Origin of the sequence: Desulfofundulus thermocisternus DSM 10259 (assembly GCF_000686645.1) — a bacterium.
GTDB classification, from domain to species: Bacteria; Bacillota; Desulfotomaculia; order Desulfotomaculales; family Desulfovirgulaceae; genus Desulfofundulus; species Desulfofundulus australicus.
In genome coordinates, this window is sequence record NZ_JMLG01000036.1 from 1 (window position 1) to 16,082 (window position 16,082).

Sequence of the window (16,082 nt, forward strand, 5' to 3'; positions counted from 1 at the left end):
GTCCGCGGAGGCCACCTGAACACAGGATGTGTGAATGTGGCCGGTACCCGCCGAAGACCGGAGCCGGGGCCTTTTGGGCCCGGCCAGCGATACGACCGGGAGCGACGACTAAAACCAGGGCACATCCCGGAATAATTTGTTTACAAGCCGAATCGCCGGCCACAGAATGCTGTGCCGGCGATTTATTTTTAAAAAAATAAGGGGAACGGTAATAATAACACATAACTCCGGAACAAAATAAAAAAAATATTTTGGGGAGTGATGATTGTGGAGGAATTTATCCGTTCCCGTGTTCCCTGGAGTACCGAGCCAAGCCTGAAAACGAAAACTGAGGAAGTGGGTATAGATTTTGACGAATTTATCGAGGGCTTAAAAGAAGGCAAGAGCGATGCTGAAATGGCCGCACAATTCGGGGTAACAGAAAAACTTATTTATCACCTGCGGGATAGATTTGAAAGGTATGGCCTTGGTTCCATTATGGGACAGGATTAACAGTAAAATTTTACATAAAAAGGGGGAGAGGTGTATCTCACCACTCCCCCGGGACTTTACTTCAGCAGGTTCTGCTCGGCAAATAAAATCATCTGCCGGACCATATTACCGCCCAGCTTGCCTCCGATGCGGCCTCCTACGGCGCCACAGGCCCGGGAGCTCAGGTCCCCCCAGTAGCCGTTTTTAATATACGGTGTGAGCCCCAGTTCTTGAGCAATTTCGTATTTCATCTGATCTAAAATGCGGTTCCAGTTCTGGGGAGTGGCTTTACTCTCCCCCACGTGCAGGGGATATCCCAGTTCATTGGCTATTTCAAATTTGAGGGCATCAAGACGGGAGTCGGCTGCCGGTACCAGAAGTTTATTTTGACGATTTGGCATTCGGCAACACCTCCTCACCCTTATTATCTCCACCTGACCGGCAGTCATCCCCATAAATTAAAGACAATAAAGTAAAAAAGAGGTCCCGGATTAAAGCCGGGACCTGGTAATTTATGTTAATAAAATTTTTATTAATCCTTTCAGCACAGAGCGTGCGGGTTATGCTATAATAGACGAATATAAAAAAGCGAGGCAGGGAGGGGTTAATGCTGTATCCGGAAAAATTTGCTAAGTTCGGACTTACCTTTGATGATGTTTTGCTCATCCCGGCAAAATCCGAGGTGCTGCCCGGGGAGGTGGATACCACCACCTATCTTACCCGGGATATTAAGTTGAATATCCCATTGATGAGCGCTGCCATGGACACGGTAACCGAATCCCGCATGGCCATAGCCATAGCCCGGGAAGGTGGGATCGGGGTAATCCATAAAAATATGTCTATTGAACGGCAGGCTCTGGAAGTGGACCGGGTCAAGCGCTCCGAGCACGGGGTTATTTCCGACCCCATCTATCTTTCCCCGGAGAGTCCCATCAGCGAAGCTCTGCTATTAATGGAACGTTACCGTATTTCCGGTGTCCCGGTTACGGTTAACGGCAAGCTGGTAGGTATTCTGACCAACCGGGACCTGCGCTTTGAGCGGGATTTCAGCAAACCGGTTGGGGAGGTCATGACCAGGGATAACCTGGTTACGGCTCCGGTGGGGACAACCCTGGAGCAGGCTAAGGAGATTCTGCAGCGGCACAAGGTAGAAAAACTGCCCATTGTGGATGAGAACTTCAACCTGCGGGGTCTCATCACCATCAAGGATATTGAAAAGGCGCGGCAATATCCCTTATCGGCCAAGGACAAGAAAGGACGGCTCCTGGTGGCGGCTGCCGTGGGGGTAAGTGCCGATACGGAAGAACGGGCGGATGCCCTGGTCCGGGCCGGAGTGGATGCCATTGTGGTGGATACTGCCCACGGTCACAGCAAGGGAGTACTGGAAACCGTGGCCAGGCTCAAGCGCAAGTATCCCGAAGTGGCTATAATTGCCGGAAATGTGGCCACTGCAGAAGGAACGCGGGATTTAATCCGGGCCGGTGCCGATGCGGTCAAGGTGGGCATTGGTCCCGGTTCCATCTGTACCACACGGGTGGTGGCCGGAGCAGGAGTACCCCAGATCACGGCTATTTATGAATGTGCCCGGGAGGCTATGGCCCACAATACGCCCATTATTGCCGATGGCGGGATTAAATATTCCGGGGATATTACCAAGGCCATTGCCGCCGGGGCAGACGTGGTGATGATTGGCAGCCTGTTTGCCGGAACGGAAGAAAGCCCGGGCGAGATCGAAATCTATCAGGGGCGCAGCTACAAGGTCTACCGGGGAATGGGCTCCCTGGGAGCAATGAAGGAAGGCAGCAGCGACCGCTACTTTCAGGAGCACCAGCCCAAGCTCGTACCCGAGGGAGTGGAAGGGCGCGTGCCCTACCGGGGACCGCTATCGGAAACCATTTTCCAGCTTATCGGGGGCTTGCGGGCCGGTATGGGCTACTGTGGTTGCCGGAATATCCAGGAACTGAAAACCAAAACCCGGTTCATGCGCATCACGCCGGCGGGCCTGCGGGAAAGTCACCCCCACGACGTGGTCATTACCAAAGAAGCACCCAACTACAGCCTGAAATAAACAATAAACCTCTTCCTCCGGCGGAAGAGGTTTTTAATTTTTTATAGCTGCTGAACCTGCCATTGGAGAAGGCCCTGGTGCATAAAGAGCATTTTCTTAAACAGTTCCAGGTCTTTTGGTGGTACCCTTTTGCCATAGCGGACCATGAGCGTGTTGGCTATGTGTTCCAGGATATCGGGATCATCGGTGGCTTCTTTTTGCATTCCCACCGAACCGAAAAGCTTGGTCAGCATTTTCTGGTACTGCCAGACATCCAGCCCCGTATTTCGTAAATCCCAGTGCCAGCAAAATTCTATGGTAATAACAATATAATCTTCCATTACCGGGTTGGAGAAGGCCAGCTTTAAAAGCTTCCGGGCCAGCTTGTATTCCCGCCAGTCGGGGCTGACTTCAATGGCCCCCAGCTCCAGCACCCGGGGGTGCTTGCTCCAGCGGCTGTAGCGGTCGGGTGGCAAAAAGGTGACGTAACCGATAACCTTTGTGCCAATGCGGGCAATGTAAACCATGCCTTCGGGCAGTTCGGCTATTTCTTTGAGGGCGGCTTTTTGTTTTTCCGGCTGCCGGAAATTATTTAACTTTTCATCGAAGGTTAATGTATCCAGATAATGGGCGCTCACAGGGCCTTCCAGAACAACTATCCCCCCGGGAATAGCTACCTGCAGCGTGTTTATTCCCTCTGCACAGGCAGTGCACATAATTAATCACCTCCGATGTCCTGCCGGCCGCCAGTGACCATTGGGGAACCCGATCTAACCGTTCAGCCATACAAAACGACAGGTGAAGGATCCAGCCCTGTTACGTTCGGGGGCTCATTTATACCGTTCAGCTTGCGTTTTTAACCACTGGCGCGTTCTCCGTTTGATCCAATTATAACCGGATGTCATCCGGCTGACAATATAATTTTTTCTGTAGAATTATGCAGGAATAAAGTGGTAAAAAGTGGCATTTATTAGCAGGGGAAACAAGATAAGTCAGGGAATAGATCCATTATTCCATGAGACATGAGGAGGATGGTGATTTCTGGCCATGGAAGGAAAGCTCTATTCCCTGACCGATGTATTAAAAAAGACTTTATTTTTCTTTGAATCTCTAACCGTAGCGGAATTGACCCCTTACGTGCACAAGCGGATGATGCGCGATTATACTTTGCAGCAGGTGGAAGAAAAGGTCGTGCTGTGTTTGCGTCAACACCCCTGTTTTTTTGTGGATAACCGCAACGCCTGGCACCTGGACCTGGAGGGGAAGCGGGAAAATGATGCTTTTTATGCCCTGCTGTTGAAACGACAGAAACCCATGAGTTTGAAGGAACTCAAGGGCGCCACCTGGGGGAAAAATAAGAAAAACAGGCATCTTATGGCCGAGGAAGCCAGCCTCATTTCCGATGGGCGTTTTATTCAGCTGGACAACGGTTGCTGGGGGTTGACCGAGTGGGAGGTGGAGGCCGGGCAGTACGCCCTGAAACACCTGGTCATCAAGGCCCTGAAAACCCATCCCCAGGGTTTGAGCCTGCAGCAGGTTTATGAAGTGGTCAATGCCTGGCGCCAGACCACGGTAGCTGCCGTCGAAGGGGTGCTCCGGAAGTTTCCTTATTTCGAGCTGGTGGGGGAAGGGGTGTGGACCTATAATCCCGGTGTACAATCGGCCTACGAGGCCCTGACGAAACGCTACCTGGCTGCTTTGAACCGCCAGAAGGAACGCTGGCACCGGGACCGGGAGCGCTGGCGCAGGAAGATCAGCACGCTGGAACAGCAACTGCAGGAGGTCAATGCCGCCTACCGGGAAGCGGCGGCGGCCCTGGCCCAGCGGGCGGAGGAAGTGGCCCAGCACGAGTACCTGGTGACCCAGATGGCGGAAAAGGATTTGCTCCTTTCCCTGCGCAAGAAGGAAATAATGCGCTACCGGGAGCACATCAACAAGCTGGAAGCCAAGGCCAACAGTATCCTGCATCAATGCCGCCTGTGGGTGAAAAGGGCCCGGGACGGCGAGCAGGAGATCGCCCAGCTGCGCCAGATGCTGGCCAAGAACCAGGCCAGCCTGGAAACCATGTTCACCAAGTTGCAGCAATATAAAGAGCGGGATCGGGAAAACAAGAGTAAGATAGCCGAGCTGAAGGAACAGCATGCCACCAGGGTGGCGGAGCTGCAGACGGAAATCGTTGAACTCAGGCAAAAACTGGAGCGGGTTCAGGAAATGGCCCTGCAGGAGGAAAGGCAGCTGCGGGAAGAAATCAGCGTTTTAAGCAACGACCTGAAAGAGGCGCTGGAAAAAGGGGAAGAGGTACAGAGGTCCCTGCGTTTTACCCAGAAGGAACTGCAGCGCTGCCAGGAACAGTACCGTCGCCTGCAGGGCAGCTTGAAAAATCCCCTGGTCAGGCTGGTCATCCGTTTTTGCTCCTGGTTTGGGGGACCGACAGGGCAGCCGGTTTAAAGCCCGGGGCCGCACCGGAAGGGTGGGCCCCAATTTTACGCCTGAATGTTCTACAGCAACCCGCTCCTGAAAACCCCACAGTCCTGTGCCGTGGTTCGAACGGACGTTTGAGAAGGCGGGTACTGGTTACATAGTCCTGATGCGGGATCAAAATAAACTGTACGGGTGGTCAACCTCACGCAGCGAACGGCTCCGCCCGGTAATTTAACGTGCAGTGGTGGATGGAGCTAACCTTCCATAAAGAACAAAAGACCGGGCGTCTTGAGAATGGACGTCCGGTTTCCCAAACACTGCTTCCCTACTGGCTAGTGATCTTCCAATACAGCTTTGGGTCTATCAAACCTGGCCCATTCTTCGGCGAAAGACATAGAATCCAATCACTGCACCGAAAATGATGATTAACAAAACAATTAGGGGAAGCTTAAAAATGTTCTTATTATCGGTTTTATTTGGATAACCTGCTAAAGAGTTCGGATTCTCGCGGAATTGTTGTAAGACAGGGCCTACGGTTGATACCACCTTGTCCCGTGAATAAATTTCTCCACTCCTTAAGCCGTGTGCTTCCTTCCAGTCTCCATGAATAAACGGTACGAGATACTCTTCACCTTCTTTCACAACTAATAAAAAGGTGGTATGTAAAGGCATAACCGTGAAAAATGCATAATCTTCAATGGCATATACCCCTGCTTTGCCCATGAAATCTGCCAAGCGGGAGCTATCGGAGATGAGAGAGAGCGTTTGTGAAGAAAGGTATCCACCTAATTCGGAAAACTCCCATTTTCCTTGAATCTTTTCAACCCTAAATGAGCCAACAAACTCGCCGCTTTTTTTGTTTATTACTGGAAATTCCCATGAATATGGGCACTGCTTAAGTAGTTTGGTCAAGGGATCGTTCTTCATTAATGCTTGGAACACAGACTCGTTAGGGATAAATACTTTAACTGGCCTACCGAGTGTCAGGTTAGTTGGATCATTAACCTCTGCAAGTTCAGCCCGGTTTAACTCATCCTTATTGCGAACCATGAAACCAAGCGGGTTCTTTTCTTTAATTACTGCTTCTATTTCATTTTTTTCAGGTGCATTTTCGAACGATGGTGTGTCGAATATCTGCTTGATGGAAGAGAAAGAAGCAAAGGTTGGTACCGTTAAAACCACACAGAAAAGAGTCAGGCTAATCAGCATAATTAGCATTGTTTTACTTTCCACTGGGTCTCACTTCCTATATGAGGTTTTATTTTGTTTTGTTTAATTGCTTTCCCCTGGTTGAAATGTGGTGCCCGCTCCTATGGTATAATTGGAGTATAAAGGGAAACCAAACCCTGTGTCTATAACATAACTTAAAATCCGGCAAAAGTTAATTACCCGAGATTAAAATTGTTTTTTTTGGGGGATTTCATTTCAATGAAAAAAATCCTGGTAGCCGACGATGAGGACAAGATCAGGGAACTGGTGCGTCTGTATCTGGAAAGAGAAGGTTTTGCGGTGGTGGAGGCCGCCGATGGAGCCGCTGCTTTGGATTATCTTGCCCGGGAGCATTTTGATCTGGTGATTCTTGATCTCATGATGCCCAGTACCGATGGCTGGACGGTATGCCGGGAGATGCGCAAGCGGGATAACCCGGTGCCCATCATTATGCTCACCGCCCGGGGGGATGAGATTGACCGGGTGCTGGGGCTGGAACTGGGGGCCGATGATTATGTGGTTAAACCTTTCAGCCCCCGGGAACTGGTGGCCCGGGTGAAGGCGGTCCTGCGCCGATCCGGCGGGGAAAAAAACGAGCCGCAGGTTCTTGTTTATGACGGTTTGACCATCGACCCCCTTTCCCACAGGGTGGAAGTGAACGGGCAGGTGGTAAACCTGACGCCCAAAGAATATGACCTCCTCTACACAATGGCCCTGTCCCCGGGCCGTGTCTTTACCCGGGAACAGTTGCTGGAAAAAGTCTGGGGTTATGATTTCTTTGGTGAAGCGCGGACGGTGGATACCCACATTACCAGGCTCCGGGAAAAATTGTCCCGGGTTCCGGGAGCACCCCAGTGCATTGTCACCGTCTGGGGTGTGGGATATAAGTTCGAGGTGAACAGATGAAGCTGCGGGGAATTGTCGGGAAACTCTGGCTGGCCATGCTGGCCCTGGTGGTAGGGGTTCTGGGGCTGTCGGCGCTGATCCAGGCCGGTATACTGGAAAAAATTTATTACGAACAGCAGGTAAGCCGGCTGGTGGAGCAGGGTGAAAGGCTGGCCGGCCTTCTGGTTGAACAACAGGATCCCTACCTGGCCGCCCGGCAGGTTGACCTGCTGGCCAGGTTGATGAACGCCAGCGTAATGGTGGTTGACCCGCAGGGCTACGTCGAGCACTGGCAGGCCATGGGGATGGGAAAAATGATGCCCCATATGGGAGGGCCTCCATGGTCCAGGGGTAACCAGGGGTGGGAGGCACCGCGCCGCGGCAGGTCGGGCAGTGGACAGGCCTTCAATCCCGGACCTGATCCGGGGGCCGGGAATGGAGCGTACTGCAGTTACGGTGAAGAGGGCAGCCTGGCTGCCATGATGCCCTTTGACCGGGAACAGATCCGGCGGGTACTGGCCGGGGAAAAGGTTGTGCGCCGGGAGTATAATCCCTTTTTTAATACCGATGTGGTGGTGGCTGGTATCCCCCTGGTTAAGGATGATCAATTCCTGGGGGCGTTGTTTATCCATGCCCCGGTGGCCCCCCTGGCCGCAAACCTCAAAGCCCTGCAGCAGTCCAGCCTGTATGCCCTGGCCCTGGGGGCGGTAATGGCCACCCTGCTCGGTCTTTTCCTCTCCCGCACCCTGGCCGGGCCCCTGGTGGAAATGGACCGGGTAGCCCGGGCCATGGCCCGGGGGGATTTTACCCGCCAGGTGACGGTACGCTCCCGGGATGAAATAGGGGACCTGGCCCGGTCGCTGAACACCCTTTCCCGGGAATTGCAGGAAAAGATATCCGCTTTGCAAAAGATCGACGCGGCACGCAGGGAATTTGTGGCCAACGTTTCCCACGAGCTGCGCACACCCCTGACCATCATACAGGGCTATACCGAGGCCATCCTGGACGGCCTGGCCCGGGATGAAGGCCAGCGCCGGGAATACATGCAAAACATCCTGGAAGAAATTTTACGCCTGCGCCGGCTGGTGGATGACCTCCTGGATCTCCGGCGGATGGAGTCGGGGCAGATCACCCTGCGCAAGCAACCGGTGGATATGGGGGCGCTCGTTCACCAGGTGGTGGAGCGTTTTGCCGGCGTGGCCGGGGAAAGGGGTATACACCTGGAGGTTCGTTTGCCGGATGATTTGCCGCCGGTTTGCGGTGACGGTGACCGCCTGGCTCAGGTGCTCTATAACCTGATTGATAATGCCCTGAGGGTTACACCCGCCGGCGGCCGGGTGGAGGTTGCGGCCCGGCAGGGAGCCGGCAGGGTGGAGGTGGCCGTAAAGGATACAGGTCCGGGAATTCCGGCCCATGAAATACCCCTGATCTGGGAGCGGTTCTACAAGGGAGATCCTTCCCGCCGCCGGGCCGGGGGCGGGAGCGGCCTGGGCCTGGCCATTGCCAGACAGATCATCGACCTGCATGGCGGGGAAATTAAAGTGGAGAGCGAGCCGGGGCGGGGAACTATCTTTACCATCACCCTGGATACCTATACGACGACGGATGCGTGAAAGTGGTACCGGTTTTAGATGTCCTGCATAGCCGTGGCGCGGTTTCGCTGCCCGCCCCGGATAACCTGCGGGATGAAAAGAGGGCAGGTTCCCTTTAGATACCTGCCCTCTTCTTACCTATCTTAACTGCCTGTGGAGGGAGCGGGGTTGGGGTTGCTGTTCCAGCCGCCTCTCATCCCCCAGCCGGGGCCCATTCCCCAGCCGCCCCTCATGCCAAAGCCAGGGCAGTTGCCCGGGCCAAAGCCGGCAAACCTGTCGGGATTCTGGGCAAAGAACTCCTGCCTGGCGTCCAGGTTGGCCTTAATTTGCTGGCCCTGTTCCGGGGTCAGCCGGCCGTATTCCACGTATTTGTCAATCATCTGCTTTTTCAGATCGATTATTTGCTGGTGCAGGGCGGTTAGCTCCTTGGCCTGCTCCGGGGTAAGGGTGGCGGATATCGTTGCTGCCAGGGCCGGGACGGCCATGGCCAGGACCAGTACGGTGGCCAGGATGATCACCAGTTTCTTTTTCATGGAATTCACCTCCCTGAGCTGGAATTCTTGTCTGGGGTTATTATACCCTTCATTTATTACAAAGCGGTTGGGAAACTGTTACAATTTTGTTACGGGGCTGATAACTGATATTATGAAAAGAAATCATTTTTCCCGGGAGAATTATGTTATAATTCTGGCAGCAAGCTGGTTAAACGGGGTGTCAAAATGGCAGATAAAGAAGACAGGATGGTTATCTTAACTGATAGCATTTCCCGAGAAAAAATTTCTATAGATCCCATGACCAGAAAATTCTATCTGGAACTTTCTGAACCATCCCTGGAGGATAACCGGGCCGATGTGGACAGGCTGGCGGCGGCTGTGGAGAAATTGCTGGGACCGGTGACTGTACCCCTGGAGCTCATGCGCCGTATTCCAGGTGTTTTAAGGGATGCCTGCTGGCGGGTCACGGTTACGGTGGGGATGGTAGCACCGGGAGTGTGGAGCCTGGTGGATGTGGAGCCGGGGAATACAGTAAGGCGTCATTATGGCCTGGCCGTGGATATCGGCACCACCACCGTGGTGGTTTACCTGGTGGACATGCATAACGGGCAGATTCTGGGTAAAGCGGCGGGTTATAACGGGCAGGTTGCCCTGGGCGAGGATATCCTCACCCGCATCTATCTGGCGGGTACGCCCGGGGGGCTGGAGCAGTTACAGCGGGCCGTTCTCGATACTTTAAATGGCCTGATCAGCCGGGTGGCCGGCGAGCATGGGCTGGCCGGGCGCGAAATCAGCGCTGTTGCTGTAGGGGCCAACAGCACCATGGTCCACCTGTTTTTGGGGCTGGATCCCTCCCGTATCTGCATGGCCCCCTATATACCGGTGGTAAATAATCCGGGCTTCATTCCTGCCGGGCAGCTGGGCCTGAAAATCAACCCCCTGGCGCCCGTTTACTGCCTTCCCTCTGTGGGCAGCTATGTGGGCGGGGACGTAGTGGCGGGTGTGCTGGCCAGTGGTTTACACCGCCAGCCGGAACTGGCCCTGTTTGTTGACATCGGCACCAATGGGGAAATTATCATGGGTAACCGGGACTGGCTGGTGGGTTGTGCCGGGGCTGCCGGGCCGGCCCTGGAGGGCGGTGTGGCGGAGTGCGGTATGCGTGCTGAACCGGGAGCCATAGACAGCATTTCCATAGATCCCGGTACCGGCAGGGTCCGCTACACAACCATTGGCGGCGCGCCTCCTGCAGGCATCTGTGGCTCCGGGCTGGTGGACTGCCTGGCGGAGCTGCTGCTGGCCGGTATTGTCGACCGGGCCGGTCGTTTCAGGGATGGGCGGCGGGAATTCGTGGTGGTACCTGCGGCGGAATCTGCCACCGGCAGGGACATTGTGGTGACCCAGGTGGATATTAACAACCTCATGCGTACCAAGGGGGCGGTTAATGCCGCCCTGGAGCTGTTGCTGGAGAGTGTGGGTTGCGAGCTTTCCGACATCGACCGCTTTTATGCCGCCGGTGCCTTCGGCCAGTACCTGCATCTGGAATCGGCCATCACCATCGGCCTTTATCCCGATTTGCCCCGGGAGAAAATGATTCGCCTGGGTAACGCTTCGGGAGAAGGAGCCCGGCTGGTTTTACTCTCCAACCGGAAGCGCGAGGAAGCTGAGGCCATCGCCCGTAATATAACCTACTTCGAGCTGAACGCCAACCAGGTTTTTATGAACAAATTTATCGGGAGCAAATTTTTACCCCATACCAACCTGGACTATTACCCCACGGTAAAGGCAAAGCTTGTTGAGCGGGGGCTGGTGGGGGACGGGGAAAGCTAAAAGTATGGCCCGGCATACCTGCCGGGCGGGGCACCGCCTGTCCCTGGAAGCCAACCGGCTGGTGGACGAAACCAGGAGAGAGCTGGCTGCCCTGTTCAATATCCGTAATCTCGAGCGCATAGTACTTCAACCGTCCGGAAGAGGTGGATTACGCTCTCAGATGCCTGGAGGAGATTGTCAAAAAGGACATTCCGGCACCGCAGGGCAGCAGTGGCTGCGGGTGTTAGCGGGCATGGAGAAGGGGGAACCCTGCAACGTGGTTCCCCCTTGCTTATCCAGCGCTTACAGGGCTAAATCAAACTTTTACGTTGGCCTGGATCCACTCGACGATGGCTTCCAGAGGGGTGCCGGGAGTGAACAGCTCTTTAACCCAGCCGCCCTCCTTGAGGGCCTTAATATCATCCTCGGGTATGGTACCTCCCCCGATGACCAGGATGTCATCGGCACCGTTTTCCCTGAGCAGTTGCGTTACCCGGGGAATAAGGGTCATGTGGGCCCCGGAGAGAATGCTCAAGCCAACCACATCCACATCTTCCTGAATGGCGGCCTCCACTATTTGCTCCGGAGTCTGGTGCAGGCCGGTATAGATTACCTCCATACCGGCATCACGCAGTGCCCGGGCGATAACCCGGGCCCCGCGGTCATGGCCGTCGAGGCCCGGTTTGGCAATGAGAACTCTGATCTTTCTGGCCATTATTTTTTCCCTCCTAACCAGTCAGGTAGTCAGTAAAATCCAAAGGTAAGGTTTTCGCGGTTTCCTTTTAGAAAGTTGGCTTCTCTTTGTACTCTCCGAACACTTCCCGCATGACCTGGATTATTTCACCTTCGGTGGCATAAGCCCGCACGCAGTCCAGGATGTAAGGAATGACGTTCTCCGTTCCCTCACAGGCCCGGCGCAGGGCATCCAGGGTTTCCCTGACCCGGATGTTGTCACGCTCCCGGCGCAGCTTTTGCAGCCGGGCAACCTGTTCCTGCTCAATCCTGGGGTCGATTTTCAGGATTTCGATTTCCAGCTTTTCATCAGGGTTAACAAATTCATTGACTCCCACCAGAATCCGCTGCTTGCTGTCCAGGGCCCGCTGGTAACGGTAAGCGGCGTCGGCAATCTCCTGCTGGAAGAAATTCTGTTCAATGCAGGCCAGCACACCGCCACGCTTTTCAATTTCTTCAAAATATTTTTCCGCTTCTTCTTCCATCTTGTTGGTCAGGGCCTCCACGTAATAGGAGCCGGCCAGGGGGTCAATTACGTTGGCCACTCCCGTTTCGTAGGCCAGGATCTGCTGGGTACGCAAAGCAATCTGAACCGCCTTTTCCGTGGGCAGGGCCAGCACTTCGTCCATGGAGTTGGTGTGCAGGGATTGGGTACCGCCCAGGACGGCGGCCAGGGCTTCATAGGCGGTGCGTACAATATTGTTCTCCGGCTGCTGGGCAGTCAGGCTGCAACCGGCTGTCTGGGTATGGAAGCGCAATAGCCAGGAGCGCGGGTCCTTGGCGCCGTATTTTTCCCTCATGCGGCGTGCCCAGATACGGCGGGCGGCCCGGTACTTGGCAATCTCCTCAAAAAAGTCGATATGGGCGTTAAAGAAGAAGGAAAGGCGGGGAGCAAATTCATCCACATTCAGCCCGGCTTTGATGCCTGCTTCCACGTAGGCAAAGCCGTTGGCCAGGGTGAAGGCCAGTTCCTGTACCGCAGTAGAACCGGCTTCCCGGATATGGTAGCCACTGATGCTGATGGTATTCCACTTGGGTACGTGACGGCTGGCGTAGGCAAATATATCGGTGATCAGGCGCATGGAAGGCTCCGGCGGGAAAATCCAGGATTTCTGTGCGATGTATTCTTTGAGAATGTCATTCTGGATGGTTCCGGTGAGCTGTTCCGGCCGTACGCCCTGTTTTTCGCCGGTGGCAATATACATACACCAGATAACGGCAGCCGGTGCATTGATGGTCATGGAGGTGCTCACTTTATCCAGGGGGATGCCTTCAAAAAGGGTCTCCATATCCTGGAGGGAGTCGATGGCCACACCCACCCGGCCTACTTCGCCCAGTGCCCGGGGATGGTCGCTGTCGTAACCCATGATGGTGGGCATATCAAAGGCCACGCTTAACCCCGTCTGCCCCTTCTCCAGCAGGTACTTGTAGCGTTTGTTGGATTCTTTAGCCGTGGCAAACCCGGCAAACTGGCGCATGGTCCAGAGCCGGCCCCGGTACATATTCCTGTAAACTCCTCTGGTAAAGGGATATTCCCCGGGGAATCCCAGGTCCCGTTGGTAGTCAAGATTTTCGATGTCCAGGGGGGTATACAGATCCTTAACCTCCATACCGGACACGGTTTCAAACAGGAAGTCCCGGTCCTTCATCTGCTCCCGTTTTTCCCGCCATTTCTCCAGGCCTTCCCTGATTCCTCTGGTTTCACCGTTATTCATTGCATTAATCCTCCTTTCCAGGACTTTTTAATGACTTCCATGGCCGCCGAGTACGGATCCAGCTGGCGTGCAGCCACCCTTTCGATCAGGTTCTGGTAGTGCCTGTCCAGATCCCGGTTAATCAGGTGTGTGAGCTGGTGCTGAATAATTTCCGCCAGTTCCCGGCGCACCTTTTCCTTAGTGGTTTCAACCCTGTTATCCTTACGCCAGGCCCTGTGCTCCTTAATGGTAGCCCACAACTCCGGGATGCCCCGGTGATCAAGGGCAATGGTGGTGAGAACCGGAGGGCGCCAGCCGCTGGCCGGGGTGCTCATGTCCAGCATGGCTTCGATATCGGTGACCATTTTACCCGTACCATCGAGATCGGCCTTGTTGATTACGAATATATCGGCAATTTCCATTATTCCGGCTTTTATGGTCTGAATATGATCCCCCGCCTGGGGGGTAAGGACAACCAGGGTTGTATCCGCGTGGTGCATGATATCCAGCTCCGACTGGCCGACCCCCACCGTTTCCACCAGGATAACTTCACACCCGAAAGCGTCCAGTACCCTGATGGCATCCCGCGTAGCTTCAGCCAGGCCGCCCAGGTTGCCCCGGGTACCCATGCTGCGGATGAACACTCCCCGGTCGGTGGCGTGTTCCTGCATCCTGATGCGGTCGCCGAGGAGGGCCCCCCCTGAAAAGGGGCTGGTGGGATCTACCGCAATTATGCCCACCTTCAGACCCTCACCGCGGATCTCCCTGGTCAGTTCATCGACCAGCGAACTCTTACCCGCTCCCGGAGATCCGGTAATACCCACCACATGGGCCCGGCCGGTGTAGGGATATATTTGCTTTAAAATTTCCCTTTTTTCCGGAGCATCATTTTCAATTAAAGTAATTATCCTGGCCGTACTGCGCCGGTCACCCTGGAGCATTTTTTCCACGAGATTGTTCATGGGCTCCCCTCCCTAGTACTCAATACCCTTCCTGGCATCAACGCCGTCATAATAGGGATGGTTGATCAGCTGCATTTCGGTTACCACATCGGCGGCCTTGATAATTTTGGGGTGGGCATAACGGCCGGTAAGAACCAGTTCCACGTGGGGTGGTTTATTTCTGATCAAATCCAGGACTGCCTCCAGGGGAACCAGATCAAAATCAACGGCTACGTTGATTTCATCCAGGATAACCAGGTCATAATTGCCTTCCATGATTACCTTGCGCGCTTTATCCAGGCCCTGCCGGGCCAGGGCAATGTCTTCGGGGGAAGGGTTTTCCTTGTCCACGAAAGTTTCCAGACCTGACTGCACAATGGTCAGATCGGGTAAATACTTTTCAGCTGCTTTAATCTCGCCATACTCCTTGCTCCCTTTCATGAATTGAAGCATATATACCCGGTAACCGTGGCCGATGGCCCGGAGGGCCAGCCCCAGGGCAGCGGTGGTCTTGCCCTTGCCGTTGCCGGTGTATACATGTACAAATCCTTTCTCCAGTCGCCGGTGGCTCATGGTCTTACTCCTCTCTTTCTCTATTAAAAAATATCTTGCCGCAGCGGTTGCGGTTTTTATTTCAGCAGGTTCTTGGCAATGACCAGCCGCTGGATCTGGTTGGTGCCTTCGTAGATCTGGGTGATCTTGGCGTCCCGCATGTACCGCTCCACGGGGTATTCCTTGCAGTAGCCGTAGCCGCCCAGGATCTGCACCGCGTTGGTGGTGACGAACATGGCCGTATCCGTGGCGTACATCTTGGCCATGGAAGCTTCCCTGGAAAGGGGCAGCCCTTTGTCTTTGAGCCGGGCGGCCCGGTAAACCAGCAGCCGGGCGGCATCGATGCGGGTGGCCATGTCGGCCAGCATGAACTGGATGGCCTGGAACTCCGCTATGGGCCGGCCGAACTGCACCCGCTGCCTGGCGTACTCCAGGGCCACGTCAAAGGCCGCCTGGGCAATGCCCAGCCCCTGGGCGCCGATACCAATGCGCCCACCGTCCAAAAGGGCCATAGCCACCTTGAAGCCTTCCCCTTCCTGGCCCAGCACGTTCTCCCGCGGCACCCGGGCGTTCTCAAAGATCAGTTCCGCGGTCCGGGAACCGTTGAGCCCCATCTTTTCTTCCACCTTGCCAACGTAGAAGCCAGGGGTGTCCTTTTCCACCAGCAGGCAGGTGATCCCCTTGTGCCCCCTGCCCGGGCTGGTGCGCACAAAGGTAACGTAGAGGTCGGCTTCCCCGCCGCTGGTGATGAAGATCTTGCTGCCGTTGACGATGTAGTAATCCCCTTCCAGCCGGGCGCTGGTGGACAGGTTGGAGGGGTCCGAACCGGCGTTGGACTCGGTGAGGGCGAAGGCTCCCAGCCACTCGCCGGTGGCCAGCCTGGTCAGGTACTTCCGCTTCTGCTCTTCCGTGCCGTGGTAGAGCAGCGAGAAGCATCCCAGGGAGGTGTGCACCGCCAGGATCACGCCGGTGGAGGCGCAGGCCCGGGAGATTTCTTCAATGGCCATGATGTAGGTGAGAAAGTCGCACCCGGCCCCGCCGTATTCTTCCGGAATGGGGATGCCCATCAAGCCCAGCTCGGCCAGCTTCTTCAGGTTCTCCCGGGGGAAGCGGTGTTCCCTGTCGATTTCCGCCGCCCGGGGGGCGAATTCATTCTGGGCCAGCTTGCGCACGGTGTCGCGAACCATCAGTTGTTCTTCGGTGAGGTCGAAGTCCAGGGTCATTTCCGTTCAGCTCCT

15 protein-coding genes are annotated in these 16,082 nt (G+C 55.0%); 6 read left to right on the top strand and 9 right to left on the bottom strand.

The window, feature by feature from the left end; translation table 11 throughout:
* The first annotated feature begins 267 nt into the window (after positions 1-267).
* Positions 268-492: a helix-turn-helix domain-containing protein gene (locus BR83_RS0113510; protein WP_027357510.1), complete on the top strand. Its 225-nt coding sequence runs from the start codon at positions 268-270 to the stop codon at positions 490-492.
* Between the two features lie 56 nt (positions 493-548).
* Here the strand turns inward: BR83_RS0113510 and BR83_RS17775 are convergent, their stop codons facing one another.
* On the bottom strand, positions 549-872 hold the full coding sequence (locus BR83_RS17775; RefSeq protein WP_027357511.1) for an alpha/beta-type small acid-soluble spore protein: 324 nt from the start codon (positions 870-872) through the stop codon (positions 549-551).
* Between the two features lie 209 nt (positions 873-1,081).
* On the opposite strand from BR83_RS17775, the gene guaB reads away from it, so the two are divergent.
* Positions 1,082-2,539 (top strand): IMP dehydrogenase, encoded by a 1,458-nt coding sequence (gene guaB / locus BR83_RS0113520; protein ID WP_027357512.1) that lies wholly within the window; start codon positions 1,082-1,084, stop codon positions 2,537-2,539.
* A 41-nt stretch (positions 2,540-2,580) separates the two neighbouring features.
* Here guaB and BR83_RS0113525 read toward each other — a convergent pair whose 3' ends face one another.
* Positions 2,581-3,234: a GNAT family N-acetyltransferase gene (locus BR83_RS0113525; protein ID WP_034635543.1), complete on the bottom strand. Its 654-nt coding sequence runs from the start codon at positions 3,232-3,234 to the stop codon at positions 2,581-2,583.
* Positions 3,235-3,565: 331 nt separating this feature from the next.
* Between BR83_RS0113525 and BR83_RS0113530 the strand changes: the two genes are divergently transcribed.
* A complete protein-coding gene (locus tag BR83_RS0113530) occupies positions 3,566-4,966 on the top strand; it encodes a phage-shock protein (protein WP_027357514.1) in 1,401 nt (466 codons plus the stop codon).
* 336 nt (positions 4,967-5,302) lie between these two features.
* Here the strand turns inward: BR83_RS0113530 and BR83_RS0113535 are convergent, their stop codons facing one another.
* Positions 5,303-6,172, bottom strand: coding sequence for a hypothetical protein (locus BR83_RS0113535; RefSeq protein ID WP_027357515.1), 870 nt, complete (start codon positions 6,170-6,172; stop codon positions 5,303-5,305).
* A gap of 195 nt (positions 6,173-6,367) precedes the next feature.
* Between BR83_RS0113535 and BR83_RS0113540 the strand changes: the two genes are divergently transcribed.
* The gene (locus BR83_RS0113540; RefSeq protein WP_027357516.1) at positions 6,368-7,054 is read left to right on the top strand and encodes a response regulator transcription factor; all 687 of its coding nucleotides are present in this window, start codon (positions 6,368-6,370) and stop codon (positions 7,052-7,054) included.
* Positions 7,051-8,646, top strand: coding sequence for a sensor histidine kinase (locus BR83_RS0113545; protein WP_027357517.1), 1,596 nt, complete (start codon positions 7,051-7,053; stop codon positions 8,644-8,646). The genes BR83_RS0113540 and BR83_RS0113545 overlap by 4 nt, the downstream gene beginning before the upstream one ends.
* A gap of 122 nt (positions 8,647-8,768) precedes the next feature.
* Here BR83_RS0113545 and BR83_RS16070 read toward each other — a convergent pair whose 3' ends face one another.
* Positions 8,769-9,158: a YckD family protein gene (locus BR83_RS16070; RefSeq protein WP_051618263.1), complete on the bottom strand. Its 390-nt coding sequence runs from the start codon at positions 9,156-9,158 to the stop codon at positions 8,769-8,771.
* Positions 9,159-9,344: 186 nt separating this feature from the next.
* On the opposite strand from BR83_RS16070, the gene BR83_RS0113560 reads away from it, so the two are divergent.
* The gene (locus tag BR83_RS0113560; RefSeq protein ID WP_027357518.1) at positions 9,345-10,946 is read left to right on the top strand and encodes an ASKHA domain-containing protein; all 1,602 of its coding nucleotides are present in this window, start codon (positions 9,345-9,347) and stop codon (positions 10,944-10,946) included.
* 295 nt (positions 10,947-11,241) lie between these two features.
* Here the strand turns inward: BR83_RS0113560 and BR83_RS0113565 are convergent, their stop codons facing one another.
* The 5 genes from BR83_RS0113565 to BR83_RS0113585 all read right to left on the bottom strand — a co-directional run bounded on the left by BR83_RS0113565 (position 11,242) and on the right by BR83_RS0113585 (position 16,067).
* Positions 11,242-11,640, bottom strand: a complete 399-nt coding sequence (locus BR83_RS0113565) for a cobalamin B12-binding domain-containing protein (protein WP_027357519.1) — start codon at positions 11,638-11,640, stop codon at positions 11,242-11,244.
* Between the two features lie 67 nt (positions 11,641-11,707).
* A complete protein-coding gene (locus BR83_RS0113570) occupies positions 11,708-13,306 on the bottom strand; it encodes an acyl-CoA mutase large subunit family protein (RefSeq protein ID WP_375167439.1) in 1,599 nt (532 codons plus the stop codon).
* A 62-nt stretch (positions 13,307-13,368) separates the two neighbouring features.
* Positions 13,369-14,313 (bottom strand): methylmalonyl Co-A mutase-associated GTPase MeaB, encoded by a 945-nt coding sequence (meaB, locus tag BR83_RS0113575; protein ID WP_027357521.1) that lies wholly within the window; start codon positions 14,311-14,313, stop codon positions 13,369-13,371.
* A gap of 12 nt (positions 14,314-14,325) precedes the next feature.
* Positions 14,326-14,889, bottom strand: a complete 564-nt coding sequence (gene cobO, locus BR83_RS0113580) for a cob(I)yrinic acid a,c-diamide adenosyltransferase (protein WP_259502223.1) — start codon at positions 14,887-14,889, stop codon at positions 14,326-14,328.
* 32 nt (positions 14,890-14,921) lie between these two features.
* Entirely contained in the window at positions 14,922-16,067 is a 1,146-nt protein-coding gene (locus BR83_RS0113585; RefSeq protein WP_084327268.1) for an acyl-CoA dehydrogenase, read from the bottom strand.
* Positions 16,068-16,082 lie beyond the last annotated feature (15 nt).

Excerpts from the sequence above, each read along its gene's own strand:
- BR83_RS17775 (WP_027357511.1), bottom strand. The coding sequence starts at position 872 with ATGCCAAATCGTCAAAATAAACTTCTGGTACCGGCAGCCGACTCCCGT.
- BR83_RS0113525 (WP_034635543.1), bottom strand. The coding sequence starts at position 3,234 with ATGTGCACTGCCTGTGCAGAGGGAATAAACACGCTGCAGGTAGCTATT.
- BR83_RS0113530 (WP_027357514.1), top strand. The coding sequence starts at position 3,566 with ATGGAAGGAAAGCTCTATTCCCTGACCGATGTATTAAAAAAGACTTTA.
- BR83_RS0113540 (WP_027357516.1), top strand. The coding sequence starts at position 6,368 with ATGAAAAAAATCCTGGTAGCCGACGATGAGGACAAGATCAGGGAACTG.
- BR83_RS0113545 (WP_027357517.1), top strand. The coding sequence starts at position 7,051 with ATGAAGCTGCGGGGAATTGTCGGGAAACTCTGGCTGGCCATGCTGGCC.
- BR83_RS16070 (WP_051618263.1), bottom strand. The coding sequence starts at position 9,158 with ATGAAAAAGAAACTGGTGATCATCCTGGCCACCGTACTGGTCCTGGCC.
- BR83_RS0113560 (WP_027357518.1), top strand. The coding sequence starts at position 9,345 with ATGGCAGATAAAGAAGACAGGATGGTTATCTTAACTGATAGCATTTCC.
- BR83_RS0113565 (WP_027357519.1), bottom strand. The coding sequence starts at position 11,640 with ATGGCCAGAAAGATCAGAGTTCTCATTGCCAAACCGGGCCTCGACGGC.
- BR83_RS0113570 (WP_375167439.1), bottom strand. The coding sequence starts at position 13,306 with ATGAAGGACCGGGACTTCCTGTTTGAAACCGTGTCCGGTATGGAGGTT.
- meaB (WP_027357521.1), bottom strand. The coding sequence starts at position 14,313 with ATGAACAATCTCGTGGAAAAAATGCTCCAGGGTGACCGGCGCAGTACG.
- BR83_RS0113585 (WP_084327268.1), bottom strand. The coding sequence starts at position 16,067 with ATGACCCTGGACTTCGACCTCACCGAAGAACAACTGATGGTTCGCGAC.